Origin of the sequence: Actinocorallia herbida (assembly GCF_003751225.1) — a bacterium.
GTDB classification, from domain to species: domain Bacteria; phylum Actinomycetota; class Actinomycetes; order Streptosporangiales; family Streptosporangiaceae; genus Actinocorallia; species Actinocorallia herbida.
In genome coordinates this window covers 4,801,617-4,822,536 of the sequence record NZ_RJKE01000001.1, presented here as the reverse complement: position 1 = coordinate 4,822,536, position 20,920 = coordinate 4,801,617, and the positions used below count along the sequence as shown (strand labels likewise).

The window sequence follows — 20,920 nt, the reverse complement described above, 5'->3', positions numbered from 1 at the left end:
GCGGATGGCCCGTCATCGGAACGCCACGGACGAGGCCCGTGGCGTTCGTTCTGTTAACGCGGTGTTTCCTGGACGGTGGGAGGTAACTCACATGTTTCTGCATCTGTTTTTCTGATGTAGATGCCCAATTTCTCATGCTCGACAGATTGTCGCTGGTGGCAGAGTGTTTACGGTGTCACCGTGCACGAGGAGAACTATGAACACTCAGGCGCCCAAAGATGAGGCACTGGAGATCCGGACGATCGAGCAGATCCCGCTGAACGAGCGGCACGGCCGGGCGTCCCAGCTGTTCACCATCTGGTTCGGGTCGAACATCATGCTCCTGACGATCGCGACCGGCCTGCTGGCCACCCTCGTCTTCGGGCTGTCGATCTCGTGGGCCATCGCCGCGCTCGTGCTCGGCAACCTCGTCGGCGGCGTCGTCATGGCGCTGCACGCGGCGCAGGGCCCGCAGATGGGCGTGCCGCAGATGCTCCAGACCAGGGCCCAGTTCGGCTCCCGGGGCTCGCTGCTCGTCGTGGTCATCGTCGTCGCCATGTACACGGCCTTCTTCGCCTCGAACATGGTGCTCGGCGGCCAGGGTCTGGCGAACCTGACCGGGCTGAACGAGACCCTGTGCATCGTCGTCATCGGGGCGATCTCCACGGCGGGCGCGATCTTCGGCTACAAGGCCATCCACGCCATGGCCGGCGTGATGTCCGTGGTGGCCGGGGCCATGCTCGTCCTGGCGTTCGTCATGCTCCTGGTCTTCGTCGACGTCCCGACGGGCACCTGGTCGGCCGGCGGCTTCAGCTGGGCCGGCTTCATGGGCACCGTCTCCCTGGCCGCCCTCTGGCAGATCGCCTACGCCCCCTACGTCTCGGACTACACCCGCTACATGCCGCGCGACACCGGCGTGCGGGCCGCCTTCTGGGCGACGTACTGGGGCTGCGTCCTGGGCTCGATCATCCCGATGATCTTCGGCACCGTCCTCGGCGCCGCCTTCCCCGACCTCGACACCGTCACCGCCGTCCGCGAGGGCGCCGGAGGCGCGGGCGCGATCGTGCTCCTGGTCTTCGTCGTGGGCATCGGCACGACCAACGCCATGAACCTCTACTGCGGGACGCTGTCGGTGCTGACCATCGGCCAGACGCTGCGGCCCAAGTGGGAACCCCGGTCCGGCTCCCGGACCGTCGTCGCGCTCGTCCTGTTCGCGATCGGCCTCGGCCTCGCCCAGGTCGGCAAGGGCGACTTCCTCACGAACTTCGTGAACTTCATGCTGCTCCTGCTCTGCGCGCTGGTGCCCTGGACCGCCGTGAACCTGGTGGACTACTACCTCATCCGCCACGGCGACTACGACATCACCGCCCTGTTCCGCGCCGACGGCGGCATCTACGGCACCTACAACGTCCCGGCGATCGGCTGCTACATCATCGGCATCCTCGTGCAGATCCCGTTCCTGTCGAACGCGCTGTACGTCGGGCCGGTGGCCGAGGCGCTCAACGGCGTCGACGTCTCGTGGATCGTGGGGCTGGCCGTGATCAGCCCGCTCTACTACTTCTGGAGCCGGGCCGCGCGTCCCGCGACGGTCTCCGGTGTCGTGGGGGTCGAGGCGGCATGACCGAGAAGAACCGAGAAGACTGGATCGAGCTCGCGCGGGAGATCACGCCGACGACCACCGCGTGGATCGACGGGCCCGTGGCGTCCCGGTCGGGGGCCACCCGGGCGACCGTGAACCCCGCCACCGGGGCCGTCCTCGCCGAGGTGGCCGAGTGCGACGAACACGATGTCGACGCCGCCGTCACGACGGCCCGGCGCGCCTTCGACGCCGGAGGCTGGGCCACCGCCTCGCCCCGCGAGCGGGCGGCGGGCCTGCACCGGATCGCGCAGCGGATCGAGGACGGCCTCGACGAACTCGCCCTCCTGGACAGCCTCGACGCGGGCAAACGGATCGTCGACACCCGCGCGATCGACGCCCCCGGCTCGGCCGCGATCCTGCGCTGGTACGCCGAGTCCCTGGACAAGGTCTACGGCGAGGTCGCGCCCACGTCGGCCGCCGATCTCGCGGTCGTGACCCGGGAGCCGCTCGGCGTCGTCGCCGCGGTCGTGCCGTGGAACTACCCGCTGGAGATGGCGATCTGGAAGCTCGCCCCGGCGCTCGCCGCGGGCAACAGCGTGATCCTCAAGCCGTCCGAGGACTCCCCGCTCTCGGCGCTCCGCCTGGCCGAACTCGCCGCCGAGGCGGGGCTGCCGGAGGGCGTCCTCTCGGTCGTGCCGGGTGCGGGACCGGTGGTCGGGCAGGCTCTCGGTCGGCACCACGACGTGGACGCGGTGACCTTCACCGGATCCACCGAGACGGCCCGGCTCTTCCAGGTGTACGCCGGACAGTCGAACCTCAAGCAGGTCTGGCCCGAGGCCGGAGGCAAGAGCGCGGTCGTCGTGCTGGACGACGTCGCCGATCTGGATCTCGTGGCCGACGGCGTCGCGGCGGGGATCTTCACCAACACCGGCCAGGTCTGCTCGGCCACGTCCCGGCTCGTCGTGCAGCGCGGCGTCGCGGACGCGCTGATCGAGAAGGTGGTCGCGCGGGCGAACGCGATCACCGTCGGTGACCCGCTCGACCCGGCGACCGGCATGGGCCCCGTGGTGAGCGAGCGCCAGGCGGCCCGCGTCCTGTCACTGATGGAGACCGGCGCCGCCGAGGCGCGGGAGGTCCACGGGGGAGGGCTGGTGCCGGGCATGCCCGCGCCGACCTATGTCCGCCCCCAGGTGCTCCTCGGCGTCGACCCGGCGGCCCGCATCGCGCAGACCGAGGTGTTCGGCCCGGTCCTGACCGTCCACGTCGTGGACACGGTCGACGAGGCCGTCGCCGTCGCCAACGGCACCCCGTACGCCCTGGCGGCCGGCCTGTGGACCGACGGCCTGACCCGCGCCCATTCCGTCGCCCGCCGCCTGCGCGCCGGCACGGTCTCGGTGAACTGCGTCGACGCCCTGGACGTCGCCACCCCCTTTGGCGGCTTCCGCGGGTCCGGTTACGGCCGCGACCTCTCGCTGCACGCCCTGGACAAGTTCACCGGCCTCAAGACCACCTGGATCCACCATGGCTGACACCTACGACCACCTCGTCGTCGGCGGCGGCACCGCGGGCTCCCTGCTGGCCACCCGCCTCGCCGAACAGGGCCGCGACGTCGCCCTGATCGAATGGGGCCCGTCCGACGCCGCCGAGCCCCGCGCCCGCGACCTGCGCCGCTGGGCCGAGATGCTGGAAGGCGAGTACGACCTCGACTACCGCACCGAGCCGAACCTGCGCGGCAACTCCCACATCCGCCTGGCCCGCCTGCGGATCCTGGGCGGCTGCTCCACCGCCAACACGATGATCTCCTGGCTGCCGCCGCGCGGCGACCTGGAGGAGTGGGTGCAGCTCGGCGCCGAGGGCTGGGACCCGGACACGATCCTGCCCCTCTACGAGCGGTTGCGCACCCCGATCCAGCCGGTGGCCGAGGAGGACCGCAACCCCTACGTCGCCGACGTCGTGGCGAGCGCCGCCACCGCGCTGGGCCTGCCCGTGCAGGACCGCTGGAACGACGGCCGCATCGACGCCTCCCCGAACGGGACGGGCTTCTTCGAGGTCGGGTACACCCCGGAGACCAACCTCCGGGCGTCGACCTCGATCCACTACGTCCACGCCGCGCAGGCGTCGGGCGGCGGCCCGAAGATCCTGACCGGGCTGCGCGCGCTGCGGGTCCTGTTCGAGCACGGCCCCGACGGGCCTCGCGCGGTGGGAGTCCGCGTCCGCTCCGGCGACGGCTCCGAGCACGACCTCCACGCCGCGGTCGAGGTCATCCTGTGCGCCGGCGCCATCGACACCCCGCGCCTGCTCCAGCTCTCGGGCGTGGGCCCCCGCCGGACGCTCCACGCCGCGGGCGTCCCCGTGGTCCACGATCTCCCCGGCGTGGGCGAGAACCTTCAGGACCACGTCGAAGGCCTGGTCGTCTGGGAGGCCGAGCGGACCCCGCCGACCACCTGCGCCAGCGGCTGGGACGCCGGCGCCATGCTCAGCCTCGACGAGACCGGCGACCCGGGACCGGGCGACGGCCGCCCCGACGTCCTCATGCACTTCCCCGTGGAACCCTGGGCGGTCCACGCCGAACGCCACCTGGCGGAGACCGGTGCCCCCTCCATGCCCGCCGCCACGTTGGCGATCGCCCCCAACGTCGCCCGCCCCCACAGCCGGGGCCGCGTCTGGATCCGCTCCTCCGACCCCGACGCCCCTCCGGCCATCGACTTCCGTTCCTTCACCGACCCGGAAGGCCACGACGAGGCGATGCTCCTCGCAGGCATCCGCCTGGCCCGCCGCATCGCCACCGCCGAGCCCATGAAGTCCTGGGTCGGCCGCGAAGTCTTCCCCGGCCCGGAGATCACCTCCGACGAGGACCTCTCCGCGGTCGCCCGCGCCACCCACCAGACCGTCTACCACCCCTCCGGCACCTGCCGTATCGGCCCGTCCGGAGACCCGGCGGCCGTCGTGGCGCCCGACCTACGAGTCCACGGCATCAAGGGCCTCCGCATCGCCGACGCCTCCGTCTTCCCCACCCTCACCTCGGTCAACCCGGTGGTAACGGTCATGCTCGTGGCCGAACGAGCCGCCGCCCTCATCGCCGCCGACCACTGAGGACCACCTGATCCGCCCTGGTCTGTCGGGTGGCCGACACCGCCCACCCGACAGACCGTCGCTTCCACAGACGCCGACACGGGCGCCGTCGAGCACGGTTCGTTCTCGGGGGTCGGCCTACCTGGCCGGGTTCTCCGGAGCCCTCGGACACCGCCTGACCCGACGACGAGGACAGCGGATCGGCCCCTACGAGCTCCGCGGCCCCGACCGCATGCTCCTTCCTCGCCACCGTCGGACGCGAACGCCGACCCCGTTCCGGAACGAGGACGCGCCCGGTCGGACGGAGGAGTACCTGCTGAGCGGTGCAGATCGTCGAATTCCCGGCCTGCGACGTCGCCTTCGGCCTGCCTTGGCTTGCTGGCGGGGAGCATCTCACCGTCACCGTCTCCCTGGCAGTCTTCGGGGGCTCTGGACCGAAGTGCGAGGATCACCGCGAACCGGGCCCTGACGCCAGGTCTGGCAGCGAACGGTGCCGTTCGGTGATGGTCGCGAGTGAGGCGGCCGTCGGAGGTGAGGTCGAATGCGCCCGGGGCGGTCTCCCAGCGGCGGCCGCCGAAGTGGGCACCCAGGACGACGGCTGAGTGCGGCTCCCGGACGCGCTCTGCGCTTCGGGGAGGGGCTGCGCACTCCCTCGCTGCTCCGCTCCGGCCTCTCCGGGGCGGACGGGGTCAGCCTCCGGCGGGGGCGGTGCAGGGTGCGGCGTCGCAGACGTCGACGATCTGGCCGGTCTTGAGGAAGGTCGCCGCCTGGAGGCGGGCGGCGGGAGACCTGCGCGGGTCGGAGTGGGGATCCCGGCCCTCGGTGGGCGGGGTGTTGGTGAGCGGCCCGTAGGGGGTGCCGCTGTCCCAGACGACCAGGGCCGAGCCGTCGTACGGGTAGCGGTCGATGGGCGGAACGTCCCAGTACGGAATGGTGTCGGGGTGGCGGCCGGGGGCTACCGCGGGCTGGTGGACGCGGGCTCCGATCGTGCGGGCCAGGACGTCGGCGGTGAGGGGGGAGACCTGGTGGTCGCCGAAGGCGACGTGCAGCAGGACGCGGTGGTCGGGGGTGCCCGGAAGCGGGTCGGTGGTGAGGTGCTGGGCGTAGCCGTCGGTCTCGCCGCGGTCCCAGAGCATCTGGGCCAGGGCGAGGAGGAGCTGCCGGTCGAGTGCGTCGGGGTAGGCGAGGTTCATGACGACGGCGTACTGGCTGAAGTCGACGCTGCGGTTGAGGAGCGTGCTGTAGTTCATGCCGGGGACGCCGAGCACGGCACGGCGGATGTCGGTGGAGACGGCGGTGAGCGCGCCGCCCATGATCCCGCCCTGGCTGTTGCCGTAGTAGCCCAGGCCGTGCGAGACGTCGATGACGGGAGTGCCGTCGGCGTTCTGGAAGGCTCGGTGCTTCGGCAGCCCGGTGGTCATGGCGCGGCCCAGCCAGAGCTGGTCGAGGAAGCCCTGCTGCATCCGGTCGGCCATGGACGGGAAGTTGCTGAAGTCGGCGAGGGAGACGACGGCGTTCGCGATGTCGTCCTTCGACATGCCCGCCCATTTGGTGGCGCAGAAGACGACGCCGTGCTCGGCGGCGAACGCCTTGACCGCGCCGGAGCCGACCTCCTCCTCGCTGCCCAGTAGCCCGTGCCCGTACAGCGCGGCCTGCCCCGGCGTCGTGAGCGCGCTCCGGGGGATCTCGCATTGGAACGCGGCGACCTGGACGTTGCCGGGGAGCCGTGACGGGAGCCCGTCCGGGCCGTACCGGAAACGGGATCCGGGCGGTCCGCCGTAGACGTTCAGGTAGCTGGGAACGGCCATCTGGCCGCGCACCCTGCGGGCGATCGGGTCGGTTTCGGGGTTGTCGACGACGTCGGTGACGAGGAACGCCGGGCTCCTGCCGCCCAGGTTCGCGAAGGCGTCGTCCCTGATGTGCAGCATCCGCTCGGACAGGCCGCGCGCACTGGCGATGGTGAAGTCCCAGGCCAGGTAGAGCCCGTCGGTGCCGATGCCGTGCCATCCCAGGTCGCCGATGACCCTCTTGGCCGCGCGCTGGCGCGCGTACAGGGGATCGCCGTCCGGGAGCGTCGGCCCGAGCAGCGTCCGGAAGACGTCGGTGGGCTCGATCGTCGCTCCGGAGGAGTCCTTCAGACCGCGCAAGGCCACCGCGTACCGGTGGCCCTCCAGGAAGTTGCGCGCCGGGCGGATGATGAGGGCCCGCCGGTCGGGCGAGCCGGCGGCGTTCGCGTCCAGTTCGGCGAAGTACGGCCAGCGCTCGCCCGTGACGGTGTCCACGACGGCGATCGGCGCGTCGTCGCGCAGCGAACGCGCCAGGTCGGTGACGGGGGCCGCGCCCGTCGCGCCGAGGTCCAGCCCCGGTACGTGGGCGAGCAGCATCGAGCCGGGGGAGAAGCCGTCGTTGCGATTCCACCCGGTGGGGTCCACGTGCTTGCCCAGCCGGTTGCGGGGGGTGGCGGAGCGGGCCAGGTCCACCCGCAGCCCGGTCGCGGTGCTCGCGTCCGGCACGGTGTACCAGTCGTTCGGGAACGGCAGGAGGCAGGCCGCCGGATCCACCGGATCGCAGACGGCCGGGTCCCCTGCGGGCGCGGCGGCGGCCGCGGGCGGAACCAGAACGCTCGCCGCGACGAGAACGAGCACAGCGGCGCCCCGTCCGAACACCTGCCACCTCCGTACCGTGAGACTCCTTCATGTGCTGTCCGCACCATCCCCCCGGCCGACGACGCGGTCAAGGCCCAGAAGCGCGGGCGGGGATCCGGAGCCGCCGTGGCCTCTCCCCGGTCCGGATGATCCATTCGGCGACGAGGACGTTGATGAGCCAGGCGGCGGCCATCAGGACGGCCTTGTCCGGCCGGCCGGGCGGGCCGGCGGTGAGGATCCAGGGGAGCTGGGTGAGGGCCTGGGTGCCCGCGCCCATGCCGAGGGCGTAGGCGCGGATCATCCAGGCGCGGTGCCGGGCGAAGTCCCGGCGGCGGATCGCGGCGAAGCCGAGGACGATCGACGCGGCCATGGCGGAGCCGACCACGAGGCGGATGCCGCTCAGGAGGTCGCCGACATCGTCCGGGCGGGGGTAGAAGAGGGTCATCCAGAGAGCGGAGAGCGCCACGACGAGGCCGCAGACGATGAGGACCCGGCCGGCCTTGCGGTGCCAGGCGGGGTTGCGGCGGCGGAAGCCGGGGGCGAACTGGAACGCGCCCAGCACGCCGTAGACGATGACGCCGACGATGTGCGCGACCACGGGCACGGGGGAGGCGAAGAACCGGGCGTTCGAGGGAGTGATCTCGACGCCGACGGCCAGTTGCGTCAGCCGGACGATCCCGGCCACCACCGGGATCGCGATGAGCAGGATCAGCGCGGCGGGTACGAGCCGATCCGCTCGCGTGGACGGGGGCCGTCCCCCCTTGATTTCGGTCATGCCCCGATCGTCGCCGCCGAGGGGGCCGCGGCGGATCGGCTGAAGAGCCTGAACCGGACCGGCCGATCGCCCGAGGGGCGGTCGTACTTTCGGCCGATGGGTCAGCGGGACCTTCCGCGCCCGACCCGGTGGGTCTCGTAGGCCCAGATCGCGATCTCGACCCGGTTGCGGGCGCCGAGCTTGGCCATCAGGTTGGTGAGGTGCGTCTTGACGGTGCTGAGCGTGATGTACAGCTCGTCGGCTATCTCATTGTTGGTCCGTCCGCGCGCCACCGCGGCGAGGACCTGTTCCTCCCGGTGGGTGAGCTCCTCGACGGGCGGCGCCGGCGGCGGCCCGGTGTTGGCGAACGCCGTCAGCAGCCGAGCGGTGATCTTCGGGGTGATGAGCGCGTCGCCGGCCGCGGCGGCTCTGAGGGCCTGGGCGAGCAGCTCGGGACCGGCGTCCTTGAGCAGGAAACCCCGTGCGCCCGCCCTGAGCGCGGCGTACACGTACTCGTCGAGGTCGAACGTGGTGATGACGACGACGGCGAGCGGATCGGCGACGCCAGGTCCGGCGAGGGCGCGGGTGGCCTCGATGCCGTCCATGCCGGGCATCCGGATGTCGATCAGGCACACGTTCGGACGGAGCCGCCTGGCGAGCTCGACGGCCCGCCCGCCGTCCGCGGCCTCGCCGACGACCTCGATGCCGGGCTGGGCGTCGAGGATCATCCGGAGCCCCGTGCGCACGATCTCCTGGTCGTCGGCGAGGACCACCCGCAGGCTCACTTGGCCCATCCCGCCCTGGGCAGCACCGCGGTGACGGTCCAGCCCCGCTCGGGATCCGGTCCTGCCGTGCACGTCCCGCCGAGGAGCTGCGCGCGTTCGATCATCCCGATGAGCCCGTACCCCGGCGACGTGCTCGGCCGGATCAGTCCGGTGTCGCCGTCGTCGCTGACCCGCAGCCGCACCAGCGCGTCATCGGCGGCGACGCGGACCGAGACGCGGGTGGCATGGCGGGCGTGCCTCCGCGCGTTGGTGACCGACTCCTGCGCCAGGCGGTAGACGGCCGCCGCGACCGACGGGGTCAGCTCGTCCACGTCCCCGGAGATCTCCACCTCCACGGCGGGCCCCGTCCGCGATGGGTCGGCGAGCCGTGCGAGATCGGTGACGCGCGGGCTCGGCGACAGCTCGGCTGGAAGGTCGCGCCGGAGCACCCGGACCATCGCGCGCATCTCGGCGAGGGTGCGCGAGGCCTCGCTCTCGATCACACGGAGCGCGTCCGTCGCGGCCGCCGGGTCTGCCGGGGCCATCGCCAGCCCCGCCTGGGCGCGGATCGCGATCGCCGAGACATGGTGGGCCACGGTGTCGTGCAGATCACGGGCCAGCCCCTCCCGCTCCAGCATCTTGACCTGGTCGAACTCGCGCGCCCGAGCCCGCGCCCGGTACCGCAGCGCCCCGCCGAGCGCCATCGCCGCGGACAGGACGGCGAGCGCGCCGACGAGGTCTCCGGCACTCTCCTCACCGGTGACGAGGACCTTGCCGAACACGATCACCAGGCCGATCGCGGCCTCGCGCCCCGACCCCCACCGGAACAGCGCGTACGGCAGGAGCACCAGGAACACCATCGTGTGCAGCCCCGGTGGCTCCCCGCTCGTCAGCAGCGCCGCGAGCCCGCACGCCCCGAACGCGACCGCGACCATCGCCAGGGGCCGGGTCCTGCGCCACAGCAGCGTCGGCACCAACCCGACGGTCAGCACCACCGAGAACACCCGCCACGGCACCTCCGGCCGCAGCACCCCCTCGATCACCGCGATGGGCGCCGACAACCCCACCAGCCACCAATCCCGCCACACCCGCACCGGCGCCAGCCCCGGGCGCGCCTCATCCCACACCGAACGCAAAAGAACGGCCACCGCCCCATCGTACGAGCCCCCCGCCCCCACCGACTCGACCGAAAGTACGAGACCACCCCATCCTTCGACCCGCTGCGCCGAACCCGCACTCCGCCCGCCTTCCAAGCGATGCCGCAGGCGCGCGAAGGCCTGTTCATGGCGATCTCCACATACCGTTGGCACGGCCAACGAATCCATGTACAGTCGACTGTGGAAACGTTAGTCACACTAACAAAAGGGGACGCCGTGCTCACGGATGCTCTGATCGCCGACCGCATCGAGATCGCCGACCTGTTCACCCGCTTCGCGCTCCTGCTCGATGAGGGGCGGTGGGAGGACGCGGGGACCGTGTTCGCCGAGGATGTGGCGGTGCACTCGCCGCGCGGGGGCGAACTCCGCGGTCTCGACAAGGTCGTCGGGTTCATGCGGCGGAGTGATGTCGAGGGGCGGTACACCCAGCACACGACCACCGATCTGCTGGTGGACGTCGAGGGAGACCGGGCGGCCGCCTCGGCGAACTCGATCGTGCGCTACTACCGCGAGGGCCAGGCCCCCCACTTCACCGGCGGTCTGCGCGTCATCACCACCGCGGTGCGGACGCCGGCGGGCTGGCGGTTCGGCGACGTGCGGATCGCGCCCGTCTGGACGAGCGGGGACTGAGCCGGTCGCCGGAGTATCGGGTCGCCTTGCGCCCTCTTCGGGAAGGGCGCAAGGCGAGGCGGATCGGCTCGTCACCGCGCTGGCGTGAGCGAGATGTCGGCCTTCTCGCCCGCGCGGCGGTATCCGATCGAGGCGTAGGTCCGTGCGCTGTCCGGGTCGGCCGGGTCCGGCCAGGCTTCGAGGTGGGATGTTCGTCAGGCCGGAGGCAGCCATTGGGGGAGTCCGGCGAGGTGACCGAGTTCCGATTCGACGCGGTGCCTGTCGTCGGGGCCGAGGTACAAGGCGTGCAGGTCGGTGAGCCAGGGGTCGGTGGCCTCGCCGAGGATCGTGGCCAGGTCGATGAGGTGGCACAGCACGATGGCCCGTTCGGCCGCCGGGGCGTCCGCGCCGTGCCTGCGGATCGCGGACTTGAGGGCGCGGAACGCCTGGAGGTCGTCGTTCTTGAACTCGCGCAGGATCCTGGCGTTGTCGAGCGCCTTGGCCAGGCCCGTCAGCTTCTTCGAGCCGCCGTACTCGACCTCGGCGGGCTCGTCGCGCTGGATGAAGATGATCGAGTTCCCGGACGGATCGTAGAGCGTGAACCGGGACGCGCCGGGCCGGTGGCGGGTGATCCGCGGAAGCCCGGAACCCAGCACCTTCCCGTACGTCCGGCGCATCGCCGCGACGAACGCCGCATGGTAGGGCGCCACGGCGTCGACCAGGACCAGGCAGCCCCCGGACGTCCCCCGGGAGGGATCCAGGCCCTCCGGTGCCGGGCCGAAGTGCAGCTGGAACCCGCTCCACCGCACCACCAGATACACGTAGGGCCTGTTCTGCTTGTAGGTCGTCTCGAACCCCAGCGCCTCGTAGAACCCCACGGTCTCCTCCACCGACGCGCACGGCATCAACGGCACCGTCGTCTCGTTCGGCCGAACTTCCGGCTCACTCAAGCCGTCCACCTCCCGGTCATCCCGGCGAATATCGCACCCTCCGGCGAAGCCCGCATATGGATCGTTCCAAAGGTGCCGGCCCTCAGGGGGTGGCAGGGGTGGACGCCGGTGGAGGCCCTCGTCGCCGGATTCTTAATGATGATCGTCAGTGAACCGGGCACGGGCGCATGTTAAAGCTCTGTTACCAGGGCTTGCGTTGTTCGTCCTGGGTCGGCATTCTTTGAGTTGTACATCAAAGAACTACTTTGGTCGGGGTCGGCTCCCGGGCCGCGCGGACGTCCGTGGCGGGGGCCTTCAGACCGACCACGCTTCGCCGGAGGGCCCGATGAACCACCCGCTCGACCGCCTCAGCCGCGAGGAGATCGCCCGTAACCGGGAGTTGATCGATGACGCCGGCCTCGTGACGGCGCACACGCGGTTCGCGCTGGTGGCGCTGCACGAGCCCGCGAAGGACGATGTGCTGGCGTGGCGGGCCGGTGATCCCGTCGAACGGCGGGTGCGGTCGCTTCTGCTCGATCGCGCGAGCGGCGCGGTGCGGGAGACCGTGGTGTCGATCACCGGCGGCGAGGTGGTCGCACAGCGGGTCGTGGACGTCGTCGAGGAGGGGCAGCCGCCGATCCTCCTCGAGGAGTTCGCGCTGGTCGAGGAGATCCTGTGGAAGGACCCGGCCTGGGCTGCGGCCATGGCGCGGCGCGGCATCGAGGACCCCGAGCGCGTCCGGGTGTCGGCGCTGAGCGCCGGCTGCTTCGACATCCCGGGTGAGGAGGGGCTGCGCCTCGTCCGCTGCCTCGCCTTCCTCCAGAAGGGCCCCGAGGACAACATCTGGGCGCACCCGATCGACGGCGTCGTGGCCTACGTCGACCTGATCGCCGGACGGGTCCACGACCTCATCGACGAGGGCCCCGTCCCGATCCCGGAGACCTCCCACGACTACCACCTCGACGACCCGGCCCGCCCGCCGAGGACGACCCAGAAGCCGATCGTGATCACCCAGCCCGAAGGGCCCAGCTTCACCGTCGACGGCGATGTGGTCACCTGGGAGAAGTGGCGTTTCCGCGTCGGGTTCAACCCCGTCGAAGGCCTCACCCTGCACGAGATCGGCTTCCAGGACGGCGAGGGGATCCGCCCGATCGTCTACCGGGCGTCCGTCGCCGAGATGGTCGTCCCCTACGGCGACCCCGGCCCGATCCGCTTCTGGCAGAACTACTTCGACGCCGGCGAGTACTCGCTCGGCAAGGAGGCCAACTCCCTCACCCTCGGCTGCGACTGCCTGGGCGAGATCCACTACCTCGACGCCGTCCTGCACGACGACGACGGCAACCCGCGCACGATCAAGAACGCGATCTGCATGCACGAGGAGGACGCCGGCGTCCTCTGGAAGCACACCGACGGCTACAACGGCAGCGTGTCCACCCGCCGTCAGCGCCGCATGGTCGTCTCGTTCTTCATCACCGTCGGCAACTATGACTACGGCTTCTACTGGTACCTGTACCTCGACGGCACGATCGAGCTGGAGTGCAAGGCGACCGGCATCGTGTTCGCCTCCGCCTACCCCGGCCCGCTCCCCGACGGCTCGGAGTACCCGTGGGCCGGCGAGATCGCCCCCGGCATCGGCGCCCCCTACCACCAGCACCTGTTCTCCGCCCGCCTCGACATGATGGTCGACGGGGTCGCGAACGCCGTCGACGAGATCGACGTCCGCCGCGTCCCGATGGGCCCGCGGAACCCGTACGGCAACGGCTTCACCCGCCAGGCGACGCGCCTGCGCACCGAGTCCGAGGCCGCCCGCCTCGCCGACGGCCGGGTCGGCCGGGTCTGGCGGATCAGCAACCCCGGCTCGCGGAACGCCCTGGGGCAGCCCGTCTCCTACACCCTCCACCCCGAGGGCCTGCCCACCCTCCTCGCCGACGACGAGTCCTCGATCGCCCGGCGCGCGGCGTTCACCCGCAAGCACCTGTGGGTCACCGCCTACGCCGAGGACGAGCGGTTCCCGTCGGGCGAGTTCGTCAACCAGAACGACGGACGCACCGGAATCGACACCTGGATCAAGGCCGACCGGGACATCGACGGCGCCGACATCGTCGTCTGGCACACGTTCGGCCTCACTCACTTCCCGCGCCCCGAGGACTGGCCGATCATGCCGGTCGACCACACCGGATTCGTCCTGAAGCCGACCGGTTTCTTCGACGCCAACCCGGCGCTCGACACCCCGGCCCCTCGCGCCGCCCACGCGGCGGACGCGGCCCCGGGCGGATCCTGCTGCGGCTCGGGCGCCGAGTGAATCGCGTGAGGCGCATCCTGGAAGTGGAGAGGACACCGGTATGAGCGGCGCACACCCCGACCTGATCGTGGTCAACGCGCAGGTCCACACGGACGGCCCCGGCATCACGTCGGTGGCCGTCACGGACGGGCGGATCAGCGCCCTGTCCCGCGAGCCGCTGCCCGCGGGGCCGCGCACCGAGGTCGTCGACGCGGGCGGGGCGACCCTCCTGCCCGGCTTCACCGACGCCCACGTGCACCCGCTCGCGGCCGGGGCACAGCTGCTCACCTGCGACCTGGCCCGGCTCCCGCACTCGCCGGACCGGTACCGCGAGACGATCCGCGCCTACGCCGAGGCTCATCCCGACCAGGAGTGGATCAGCGGCAACGGCTGGTACGGGGACACCTTCCCCGGCGGCCTGCCCGACCGGCGCTTCCTCGACGAGATCGTCCCCGACCGTCCGGCGGTCTTCTTCAGCCACGACGGCCACGGCGTCTGGGTGAACAGCCGCGCCCTGGAACGCGCCGGGATCGACGACAGAACGCCCGATCCCGCCAACGGCAGGATTAACCGGGACGCAGACGGCGTCGCCACGGGCGTCCTGGTGGAACGCGCCGGAGACCTGGTCAGCGACCTCCTGCCCCCGCTCACCGAGGCCTTCCTGGAGCGGGCCTTCCTCGCCGCGCAGCGCCACCTGCACGCGGTCGGCGTCACCGGCTGGCAGGACGCGTGCCTCGGCCCGCTGTTCGGCATGCCCGACCCGCTGCCCCTCTACCGCCGCCTCGCCGCGGACGGACGGCTCACCGCCCGCGTGGTCGGCGCGCTCTGGTGGGAGGCGGGCGACGGCCTCGCCCAGCTCGACTCGATCGAGGAACGCCGCGCCACGAGCACCATCGGACGCTTCCGCGCGACGACCGTCAAGGTGATGCAGGACGGCGTCTGCGAGAACTGCACCGGCGCGATGCTCGCCCCCTACTCGGGCGGCGGCCACCACGGGACCGCCTCGGGCCTGTCCTTCATCGACCCCGCCGAACTCGCCGGGATCTGCCGGGAACTCGACGGCCGCGGCTTCCAGATCCACCTGCACGCCGTAGGCGACCGGGCCGTCCGAGAGTGCCTGGACGCCCTCGAAGCCGCGCACCGTGAAGGCGACCTCCGCCACCAGATCGCCCATCTCGACGTCGTCGACCCCGCCGACGTGCCCCGGTTCGCCGAGCTCGGCGTGATCGCCAACATCCAGGCGCTGTGGGCCCGCCGCGACAAGGAGATCGTGGAACGCAAGCTCCCGCTCCTCGGCCCGGAACGCGAGCCCATGCACTTCCCCTTCGGCGCCCTGCACCGGGCGGGCGCTCGGCTGGCGATGGGCAGCGACTGGCCGGTCACCGACCCGAACCCGCTCTGGGCGATCCACACCGCGGCGACCCGCCTCGGCGTCCCGGAGGACCCGCACTCCGTCGGCGAAGGGGTGTTCACCGAGCCGTTGGAGGCCCGCCAGGCGATCGACTTCCGCGTCGCCCTCGACGCCTACACGGCGGGCTCCGCCTACGCCAACCACGCCGAGCACGAACTGGGCTCGATCAAGCCCGGCCACAAGGCCGACCTGGCGCTCCTGGACCGTCCGATCCTGGACGGCGGCGCGGGCGCGACGGCCGCCCGGACGGTCCTCACCCTGGTCGACGGGCGGCCGGTGCACGACGCGCGCTGAAGGACCGGCGGGCGCGCACCGCGCCCGCCGCCGCCACGCCCCGGGCCCGCGAAAGAAGAGACCGCACCTTGCACTTCGCACTCTCCCTGATCGGCTGCCTCCTGGCCCTGGCCCCCGCCTTCCTGCCTTCCACGGCCAAGGGCGACCGCTGGCCCCACGTCGCCATGGCACTCGGCATGGCGACGGCGCACCTGGGCACGCCGACGGCCCTCCTCCCCTGGACGGGCGTCCTGATCCTGCTCGCCGCCGGCTGGTCCTGCGGCTCGCCCGGCCGCCGCGCCCTGAACGGCAGGCACACCACCGACCTCGTCCTCATGGCCGTCCTCCTCACCCTGACCACCCTCGGCACCCACAGATCCCCCGTCACCACCGCCGCGACCCACCACCACACCGACCTCCTCGCCCCTCTCGCGCTCCTCCTGGCCACCACCTGGACCCTCACCCGCCTCGCCACCGCCACAGCCGGACTCCTTACCCCCCACCCCCGCGGCACCCACCTGTGCGCCGCCGGTATGGCCGGCTCCATGGCCCTCATGGCCGCCGCCCACTGAGCGTGGAACCGCTACCCTGCTCCGGGTGCATCTGGATCTGGTGACGCTCATCGTCGACGACTACGACCCGGCCATCGCGTTCTTCACCGAGGTGCTGGGGTTCGAGCTGGCCGAGGACGTACCGTCCCGGACCAACGACGGCCGTCCCAAACGGTGGGTGGTGGTCCGTCCGCCCGCGGCCCGCACCGGCTTCGTCCTGGCGCGGGCCGACGGCCCCCGGCAGGTCGCGGCGATCGGGGCCCAGGCGGCTGGACGCGTGACGTTCTTTCTGCGGGTCGACGACTTCGCGGCGGTCCACGCCCGGCTGTCCGGCGCGGGGGTGGTCTTCCGCGCGGAGCCGCGTGACGAGGCCTACGGCCGGATCGCGGTGTTCACCGACCCGTGGGGCAACCCCTGGGACCTCCTCGGCCCCACCCCGCCCTGACGCCAGGCGGCGGCCTCAGGGCTCGGTGGGCGGGACCGGGACGAGGGTGCCGTAGAGGGAGCTTCGGACCCGGGTTCCCCGGTTCGCACCGCCTGGGGAAGGTCCGGGGAATCGGAAGGGACGACGAGGGGGTCGGTCAGCCGGTAGCGGGGGTTCCGGTGCACGACCGTGCCCCGGCGGAGCGCGGCGCATCTCCGCCGGGGGCCCGGCCGGTCACGGGAGCAGCTTCACCTTCATGCAGTCCGGGGTGCGGGCGGCCACGGCGGCGTACGCGGCGGCGGCGTCGTCCAGGCGGAACTCGTGGGTGAAGATCCCGGTGGTGTCGAGGCGGCCGTGCCGGACGAGGGGGACCAGGTCGGTCCAGGTCCGGTGCACCGGGGCGGTCGTCATCGCGAGGGTGACGCTGCGGAACACGCCCATGAGGATCGGGAGCGGGTAGGGGGCGAGGTCGTGGACGCCGACGACGGAGACGGTGCCGCCCGCGCGGACCGTCGCGAAGGCGGTGTCGAGGCTGGTGTCCTTGGCGACCGCGTCGATGACGGCGTCGGCGCCGCGCCCGTCGGTGAGGTCGAGGATCGCCGCGGTGACGTCCTCGGCGGCGACGCCGACGGCGCCGGAGTCCTCGGCGCGGGCGCGCCGGCCGGGGACGGGGTCGACGGCCAGGACCCGGCCCGCGCCCAGGAGGAACGCCGACCTGACCGCGCACTGGCCGACCGCGCCCAGCCCCAGGACGACGGCGGTGCCGCCCGGCGCGAGCCCGGCGCGCTGGGCCGCGACCCAGCCGGTGCCGAGGTTGTCGGTGAGCAGGAGGGCGGCCTCGTCGTCGACGCCGTCGGGCACCGCGAGGAGGTTGAAGTCCGCGGCGGGCACGGCCAGCAGGTCGCTCTGCGCGCCGCCGAGCTCGCCCGCGCCGAACACCTTCCCGCCCGCGACGCAGGTGACGGGGTCGCCGTCCGCGCAGCCGACGCAGTCGCCGCACCCGGCGACGGAGGCGACCAGCACGCGCTGCCCCGGCCGGAACCGGCGGACCTCGGCGCCGACCTCGACGACGCGTCCCACCGCCTCGTGCCCGGCGGCGACCGGGAACAGCGGCAGGTCACCGTCGTAGAAGTGCAGGTCCGAGCCGCAGATCGCCGAGGTCTCCACCTCGACGATCGCGCCCGCGGGCCCGGGGAGCACGGGATCCGCGACGGTGTGGACCTCGACCTTGCCCGGCTCGGTGACGACGACTGTGCGCATGCGCTCGAACGTAGGGACCTGGACAGTTCCGCACAAGTGCCTAGTATCGGCCGCATGCGGAATCCTCACAGTGGTGCTCCGTTCACAGCCGCCGAGTTCGACGACGCGACCGTCGCGGCGTACCTCAGGGACGTCTCCATCCCCACGCTGCTGCTCTCGTGCGTCCACATGAGCGGCGACCCGGGCCTCCTGGACGGGCCGCTCCGGCCGCAGGGCCTCTTCCTCAACGAGGTGCAGGGCTACATGAGCGAGGAGGACAAGGAGGCCGCACGGGCGTTCGCGCTCGACGTGATCCGGGCCTGGCGCGACCGGGGCTGCCCCGAGCCCGAGCCGATCCCGGCCGACTTGCTCAAGCGGATGATGGACTGGATCGTCTGTGCGGAGGTCGCCGCCGAGTACGTCCCGATGATGCTGGAGGAGATGGAGCTCGACGGCCGGGACCGCCGCGCCGCCGGCGTCTCCCCGGCGGCCGCGGCATGTCCGGCCTGCTCGCCGCGATCCGGTTGCAGGAGTCCGGGTTCCCCTACGTGGTCGTGGAGAAGAACGCGGGCGTCGGCGGCACCTGGTGGGAGAACACCTACCCGGGCGCCCGCGTCGACGTGGGCAACCACTTCTACTGCTACAGCTCCGAGCCCAGCGACCACTGGACGGAGTACTTCGCCCGGCAGCCCGAGCTCCAGGCCTACTTCCAGCGCGTGCTGGACGAGCACGGCATCGGCGGGCACGTCCGCTGGAAGACCGAGGTGCTCGGCGCCACCTGGGACGAGGCGGCCGGAACCTGGTCCGTCGAGCTCGACTCCGGCGAGTTCCTCACCGCCCGGGCCGTCATCAGCGCGGTCGGGCAGCTCAACCGCCCGTTCGTGCCGGAGGTCCCCGGGGAGTTCGCCGGGCCGTCGTTCCACACCGCCCGCTGGGACCACGCCGTCGACCTCGCAGGCAAGGACGTCGTCATGGTCGGCGCCGGCGCGACGGGCTTCCAGGTGGCCCCGGCGATCGCGGACACCGTCGGCAGCCTGACGGTCATCCAGCGCACCGCCCAGTGGATGTTCCCGAACCCGAACTATCACGAGGCAGTGGGGCCCGGTGTCCGGTGGGCGCTGCGGCACCTGCCGTTCTACGGCCGCTGGTTCCGGTTCCTGATCTTCTGGCCGGGCTGCGACACCGGGCTCGCGGCCGCGCGCGTCGACGACGCCTGGGGGCCGCAGCACCGGTCCGTCAGCGAGGCCAACGACTTCGCCCGGGTGATGTTCACCGACTGGATCACCGGCCAGGTCGGGCATGATCCGGAACTCGTGGCGAAGGTCGTTCCCGACTATCCGCCGACGGCCAAGCGCACCCTCCAGGACAACGGAAGCTGGCTGCGCGCCCTGACCCGGCCGAACGTCGCGCTGGTCAGGGCCGGGGTCGACCGGCTGGAGCCGGACGGCGTCGTCGACGGGACCGGCGTGAAGCACCCCGCTGACGTGGTCGTGTGGGCGACCGGTTTCCGGGTGAACGACATGCTGCTCCCGCTCCGGATCCGCGGCCGCGACGGGAAGGACCTGCGCGAGGAGTGGGGCACCAGGCCGCGCGCCTACCTCGGCATGACCGTGCCCGGGTTCCCGAACTTCTTCATGATGTACGGGCCGGGCACGAACCTGGCCAGCAGCGGCAGCCTGATCTTCCACTCTGAGTGCGAGATCCGCTACATCGTCCGGTGCCTGCGGCACCTCGCGGACGGCGGTCATGCCGCGCTGGAGCCCAGGCCCGACAAGTACGACGACTGGTACGGCCGCAGCCAGGCGGAGCTGAGGTCGATGGTGTGGTCCTCGCCCCACGTCGAGCACAATTTCTTCAAGAACGCCGACGGCGAGGTGCACTCCCTCAGCCCATGGCGCCTCGTCGACTTCTGGACCTGGACCCGGGAACCGGACTTCGCGGACTTCGTGATCAGGTGATCCCATGACCGACGGCCCGCGACCGGCCCGCGAGCGGATCCTCGACGCCGCCGAGGCCAGCCTGCGCGCCCACGGCATCCGGATGACGACCATGACCGGGGTGGCCCGCGCCGCCGGCGTCGGCCGCTCCGGTCTGTACTGGCACTATCCCGACAAGGCGGCCCTCGTCTCCGCCGCCCTGATCCGCCGCGACGCGGAGTTCTGGACCCGGGCCGACGACCGGGTGCGCGGCCGCCGCGGTCTGGCCGCCAAGGTCGCCGAGGCCGTCGCCATCGCCCGCACCTCCCCGTGGGGCCCGCTCGCCACCGAGCTCCGGGACCGCGAGCCCGATCAGTTCGCCCAGGTCGTCGGCGCCTACGTCCACGACGTCATCCCCGGCACCGTCGGGTTCTGGCACGCTCACCTCGCCGATGCCGTCCGCGCCGGTGAGGTCCGCGCCGACCTCGAGCTCCGCTCCGCCGCCGAGTTCGTCCTCCGCCAGGTCATCTCCCTGGCCGCCATCCCCGGCGACGCCGTCGACATCGACGACCCCGCCTCCGTTCGCCGATACCTGGAGACCTACCTCATCCCCGCCTTGTCCTGAACCCCGCGCCCGGTGGGGAGGTCAGGGCGTTTCGGGGAGGGCGGTGTCGCGTTCGATGCCTTCGACGAGGTAGCGGAGGTGGAGCTTGAAGAGATGGTCGGACTCGGCTTCGGACATCGCGGGGGCGTCGCCGGTGGTGCGGCGGGTGGTGCCGCCTCTGCCTTCGAAGCGGCCCGGTTCGACCAGGGTGCCGGCGACGGCGGTCCATACGACGAGGCGGCAGGCGCGGGTGGCGGCGTCCGGGGAGAAGTCCGCCGCGCGCAGCGCCGCGTGGAGCGGTCTGGACACCTCGACGTAGGGGGAGGTGCGGTGGCCGAGGAGGCGGAGCAGGTCGGTGGTGGCCAGGAGGCGGTCGCGCAGGGCCGTCGCCCACCGGAGGGCGTAGTCCTGCCAGGGCTCATCGGGGTCCTGGTCGGGGACGGCGCCGGCGAGGAGGTGGCACGACATGGCGTCCAGGAGGGACTCCTTGTTGCCGACCCGGCTGTACAGCGGTACCGGGGAGACGCCGAGGCGGGCGGCGACCGTCCGCATGCTGACGGCGTCCAGCCCCTGCTCGCCGAGGATCTCCACCGCGGCCTGGACGATCTCGGCGGCGTCCAGGTCGAACGCGGGCCGTCCGGGCACGGTCAGTCCCCTTCCCCGTGCGGGGCGGCACCGCCGCCGCGTTCCAGCGCCATCGGTCTCCCTCGTCTCCCTTCGGTGGCCCGCTTTC

General features: G+C 72.2%; 18 protein-coding genes. 11 read left to right on the top strand and 7 right to left on the bottom strand.

Translation table 11 applies throughout. The features are described 5' to 3' along the window. Positions 1-196: 196 nt before the first annotated feature. The 4 genes from EDD29_RS22165 to EDD29_RS22150 all read left to right on the top strand — a co-directional run bounded on the left by EDD29_RS22165 (position 197) and on the right by EDD29_RS22150 (position 5,232). Positions 197-1,600, top strand: a complete 1,404-nt coding sequence (locus EDD29_RS22165; protein WP_123666259.1) for a purine-cytosine permease family protein — start codon at positions 197-199, stop codon at positions 1,598-1,600. Next, positions 1,597-3,087 (top strand): aldehyde dehydrogenase, encoded by a 1,491-nt coding sequence (locus EDD29_RS22160; RefSeq protein WP_123666258.1) that lies wholly within the window; start codon positions 1,597-1,599, stop codon positions 3,085-3,087. The genes EDD29_RS22165 and EDD29_RS22160 overlap by 4 nt, the downstream gene beginning before the upstream one ends. After that, entirely contained in the window at positions 3,080-4,651 is a 1,572-nt protein-coding gene (locus EDD29_RS22155; protein ID WP_123666257.1) for a GMC family oxidoreductase, read from the top strand. The genes EDD29_RS22160 and EDD29_RS22155 overlap by 8 nt, the downstream gene beginning before the upstream one ends. Positions 4,652-4,953: 302 nt before the next feature. Then, entirely contained in the window at positions 4,954-5,232 is a 279-nt protein-coding gene (locus tag EDD29_RS22150) for a hypothetical protein (RefSeq protein WP_123666256.1), read from the top strand. A gap of 87 nt (positions 5,233-5,319) precedes the next feature. Here the strand turns inward: EDD29_RS22150 and EDD29_RS22145 are convergent, their stop codons facing one another. From EDD29_RS22145 to EDD29_RS22130, 4 genes are all read right to left on the bottom strand, one after another. Further along, positions 5,320-7,296 carry a hypothetical protein gene (locus EDD29_RS22145; protein WP_123666255.1) on the bottom strand — a complete coding sequence of 659 codons (1,977 nt, stop codon included), beginning with the start codon at positions 7,294-7,296 and terminating at the stop codon, positions 5,320-5,322. A gap of 67 nt (positions 7,297-7,363) precedes the next feature. After that, entirely contained in the window at positions 7,364-8,050 is a 687-nt protein-coding gene (locus EDD29_RS22140) for a DUF2306 domain-containing protein (RefSeq protein ID WP_123666254.1), read from the bottom strand. A gap of 101 nt (positions 8,051-8,151) precedes the next feature. Next, positions 8,152-8,814, bottom strand: a complete 663-nt coding sequence (locus tag EDD29_RS22135) for a response regulator (protein ID WP_123666253.1) — start codon at positions 8,812-8,814, stop codon at positions 8,152-8,154. Further along, positions 8,811-9,941: a sensor histidine kinase gene (locus EDD29_RS22130; RefSeq protein ID WP_246052924.1), complete on the bottom strand. Its 1,131-nt coding sequence runs from the start codon at positions 9,939-9,941 to the stop codon at positions 8,811-8,813. Before EDD29_RS22130 ends, EDD29_RS22135 begins: the two co-directional genes overlap by 4 nt. Before the next feature lie 225 nt (positions 9,942-10,166). Here EDD29_RS22130 and EDD29_RS22125 point away from each other — a divergent pair, with 225 nt between their 5' ends. Beyond that, positions 10,167-10,580, top strand: a complete 414-nt coding sequence (locus tag EDD29_RS22125) for a nuclear transport factor 2 family protein (protein ID WP_123666251.1) — start codon at positions 10,167-10,169, stop codon at positions 10,578-10,580. Positions 10,581-10,774: 194 nt separating this feature from the next. Here the strand turns inward: EDD29_RS22125 and EDD29_RS22120 are convergent, their stop codons facing one another. Continuing rightward, entirely contained in the window at positions 10,775-11,518 is a 744-nt protein-coding gene (locus EDD29_RS22120; protein WP_425454982.1) for a VOC family protein, read from the bottom strand. Between the two features lie 316 nt (positions 11,519-11,834). Between EDD29_RS22120 and EDD29_RS22115 the strand changes: the two genes are divergently transcribed. The 4 genes from EDD29_RS22115 to EDD29_RS22100 all read left to right on the top strand — a co-directional run bounded on the left by EDD29_RS22115 (position 11,835) and on the right by EDD29_RS22100 (position 16,449). Continuing rightward, positions 11,835-13,790: a primary-amine oxidase gene (locus EDD29_RS22115; RefSeq protein ID WP_123666250.1), complete on the top strand. Its 1,956-nt coding sequence runs from the start codon at positions 11,835-11,837 to the stop codon at positions 13,788-13,790. Positions 13,791-13,830: 40 nt separating this feature from the next. Then, a complete protein-coding gene (locus tag EDD29_RS22110; protein WP_123666249.1) occupies positions 13,831-15,474 on the top strand; it encodes an amidohydrolase in 1,644 nt (547 codons plus the stop codon). A 68-nt stretch (positions 15,475-15,542) separates the two neighbouring features. Further along, positions 15,543-16,025, top strand: a complete 483-nt coding sequence (locus EDD29_RS47760; protein ID WP_123666248.1) for a hypothetical protein — start codon at positions 15,543-15,545, stop codon at positions 16,023-16,025. Between the two features lie 25 nt (positions 16,026-16,050). Next, positions 16,051-16,449: a VOC family protein gene (locus tag EDD29_RS22100; RefSeq protein ID WP_123666247.1), complete on the top strand. Its 399-nt coding sequence runs from the start codon at positions 16,051-16,053 to the stop codon at positions 16,447-16,449. A 213-nt stretch (positions 16,450-16,662) separates the two neighbouring features. Here the strand turns inward: EDD29_RS22100 and EDD29_RS22095 are convergent, their stop codons facing one another. Continuing rightward, on the bottom strand, positions 16,663-17,688 hold the full coding sequence (locus tag EDD29_RS22095; protein WP_123666246.1) for an alcohol dehydrogenase catalytic domain-containing protein: 1,026 nt from the start codon (positions 17,686-17,688) through the stop codon (positions 16,663-16,665). Between the two features lie 476 nt (positions 17,689-18,164). Here EDD29_RS22095 and EDD29_RS22090 point away from each other — a divergent pair, with 476 nt between their 5' ends. Both EDD29_RS22090 and EDD29_RS22085 read left to right on the top strand, forming a co-directional pair. Then, positions 18,165-19,625 (top strand): flavin-containing monooxygenase, encoded by a 1,461-nt coding sequence (locus tag EDD29_RS22090; protein WP_211359830.1) that lies wholly within the window; start codon positions 18,165-18,167, stop codon positions 19,623-19,625. Between the two features lie 4 nt (positions 19,626-19,629). After that, positions 19,630-20,208, top strand: a complete 579-nt coding sequence (locus EDD29_RS22085) for a TetR/AcrR family transcriptional regulator (protein ID WP_123666245.1) — start codon at positions 19,630-19,632, stop codon at positions 20,206-20,208. Between the two features lie 21 nt (positions 20,209-20,229). Here the strand turns inward: EDD29_RS22085 and EDD29_RS22080 are convergent, their stop codons facing one another. Next, complete coding sequence (locus tag EDD29_RS22080) at positions 20,230-20,832, bottom strand: TetR/AcrR family transcriptional regulator (protein ID WP_170201508.1); 603 nt, start codon at positions 20,830-20,832, stop codon at positions 20,230-20,232. Between the last annotated feature and the right edge of the window lie 88 nt (positions 20,833-20,920).

Bases quoted from the DNA above. Each gene is read 5' to 3' on its own strand.
- EDD29_RS22165 (WP_123666259.1), top strand. From the start codon at position 197: ATGAACACTCAGGCGCCCAAAGATGAGGCACTGGAGATCCGGACGATC.
- EDD29_RS22160 (WP_123666258.1), top strand. From the start codon at position 1,597: ATGACCGAGAAGAACCGAGAAGACTGGATCGAGCTCGCGCGGGAGATC.
- EDD29_RS22155 (WP_123666257.1), top strand. From the start codon at position 3,080: ATGGCTGACACCTACGACCACCTCGTCGTCGGCGGCGGCACCGCGGGC.
- EDD29_RS22140 (WP_123666254.1), bottom strand. From the start codon at position 8,050: ATGACCGAAATCAAGGGGGGACGGCCCCCGTCCACGCGAGCGGATCGG.
- EDD29_RS22115 (WP_123666250.1), top strand. From the start codon at position 11,835: ATGAACCACCCGCTCGACCGCCTCAGCCGCGAGGAGATCGCCCGTAAC.
- EDD29_RS22110 (WP_123666249.1), top strand. From the start codon at position 13,831: ATGAGCGGCGCACACCCCGACCTGATCGTGGTCAACGCGCAGGTCCAC.
- EDD29_RS22095 (WP_123666246.1), bottom strand. From the start codon at position 17,688: ATGCGCACAGTCGTCGTCACCGAGCCGGGCAAGGTCGAGGTCCACACC.
- EDD29_RS22090 (WP_211359830.1), top strand. From the start codon at position 18,165: ATGTCCGGCCTGCTCGCCGCGATCCGGTTGCAGGAGTCCGGGTTCCCC.
- EDD29_RS22085 (WP_123666245.1), top strand. From the start codon at position 19,630: ATGACCGACGGCCCGCGACCGGCCCGCGAGCGGATCCTCGACGCCGCC.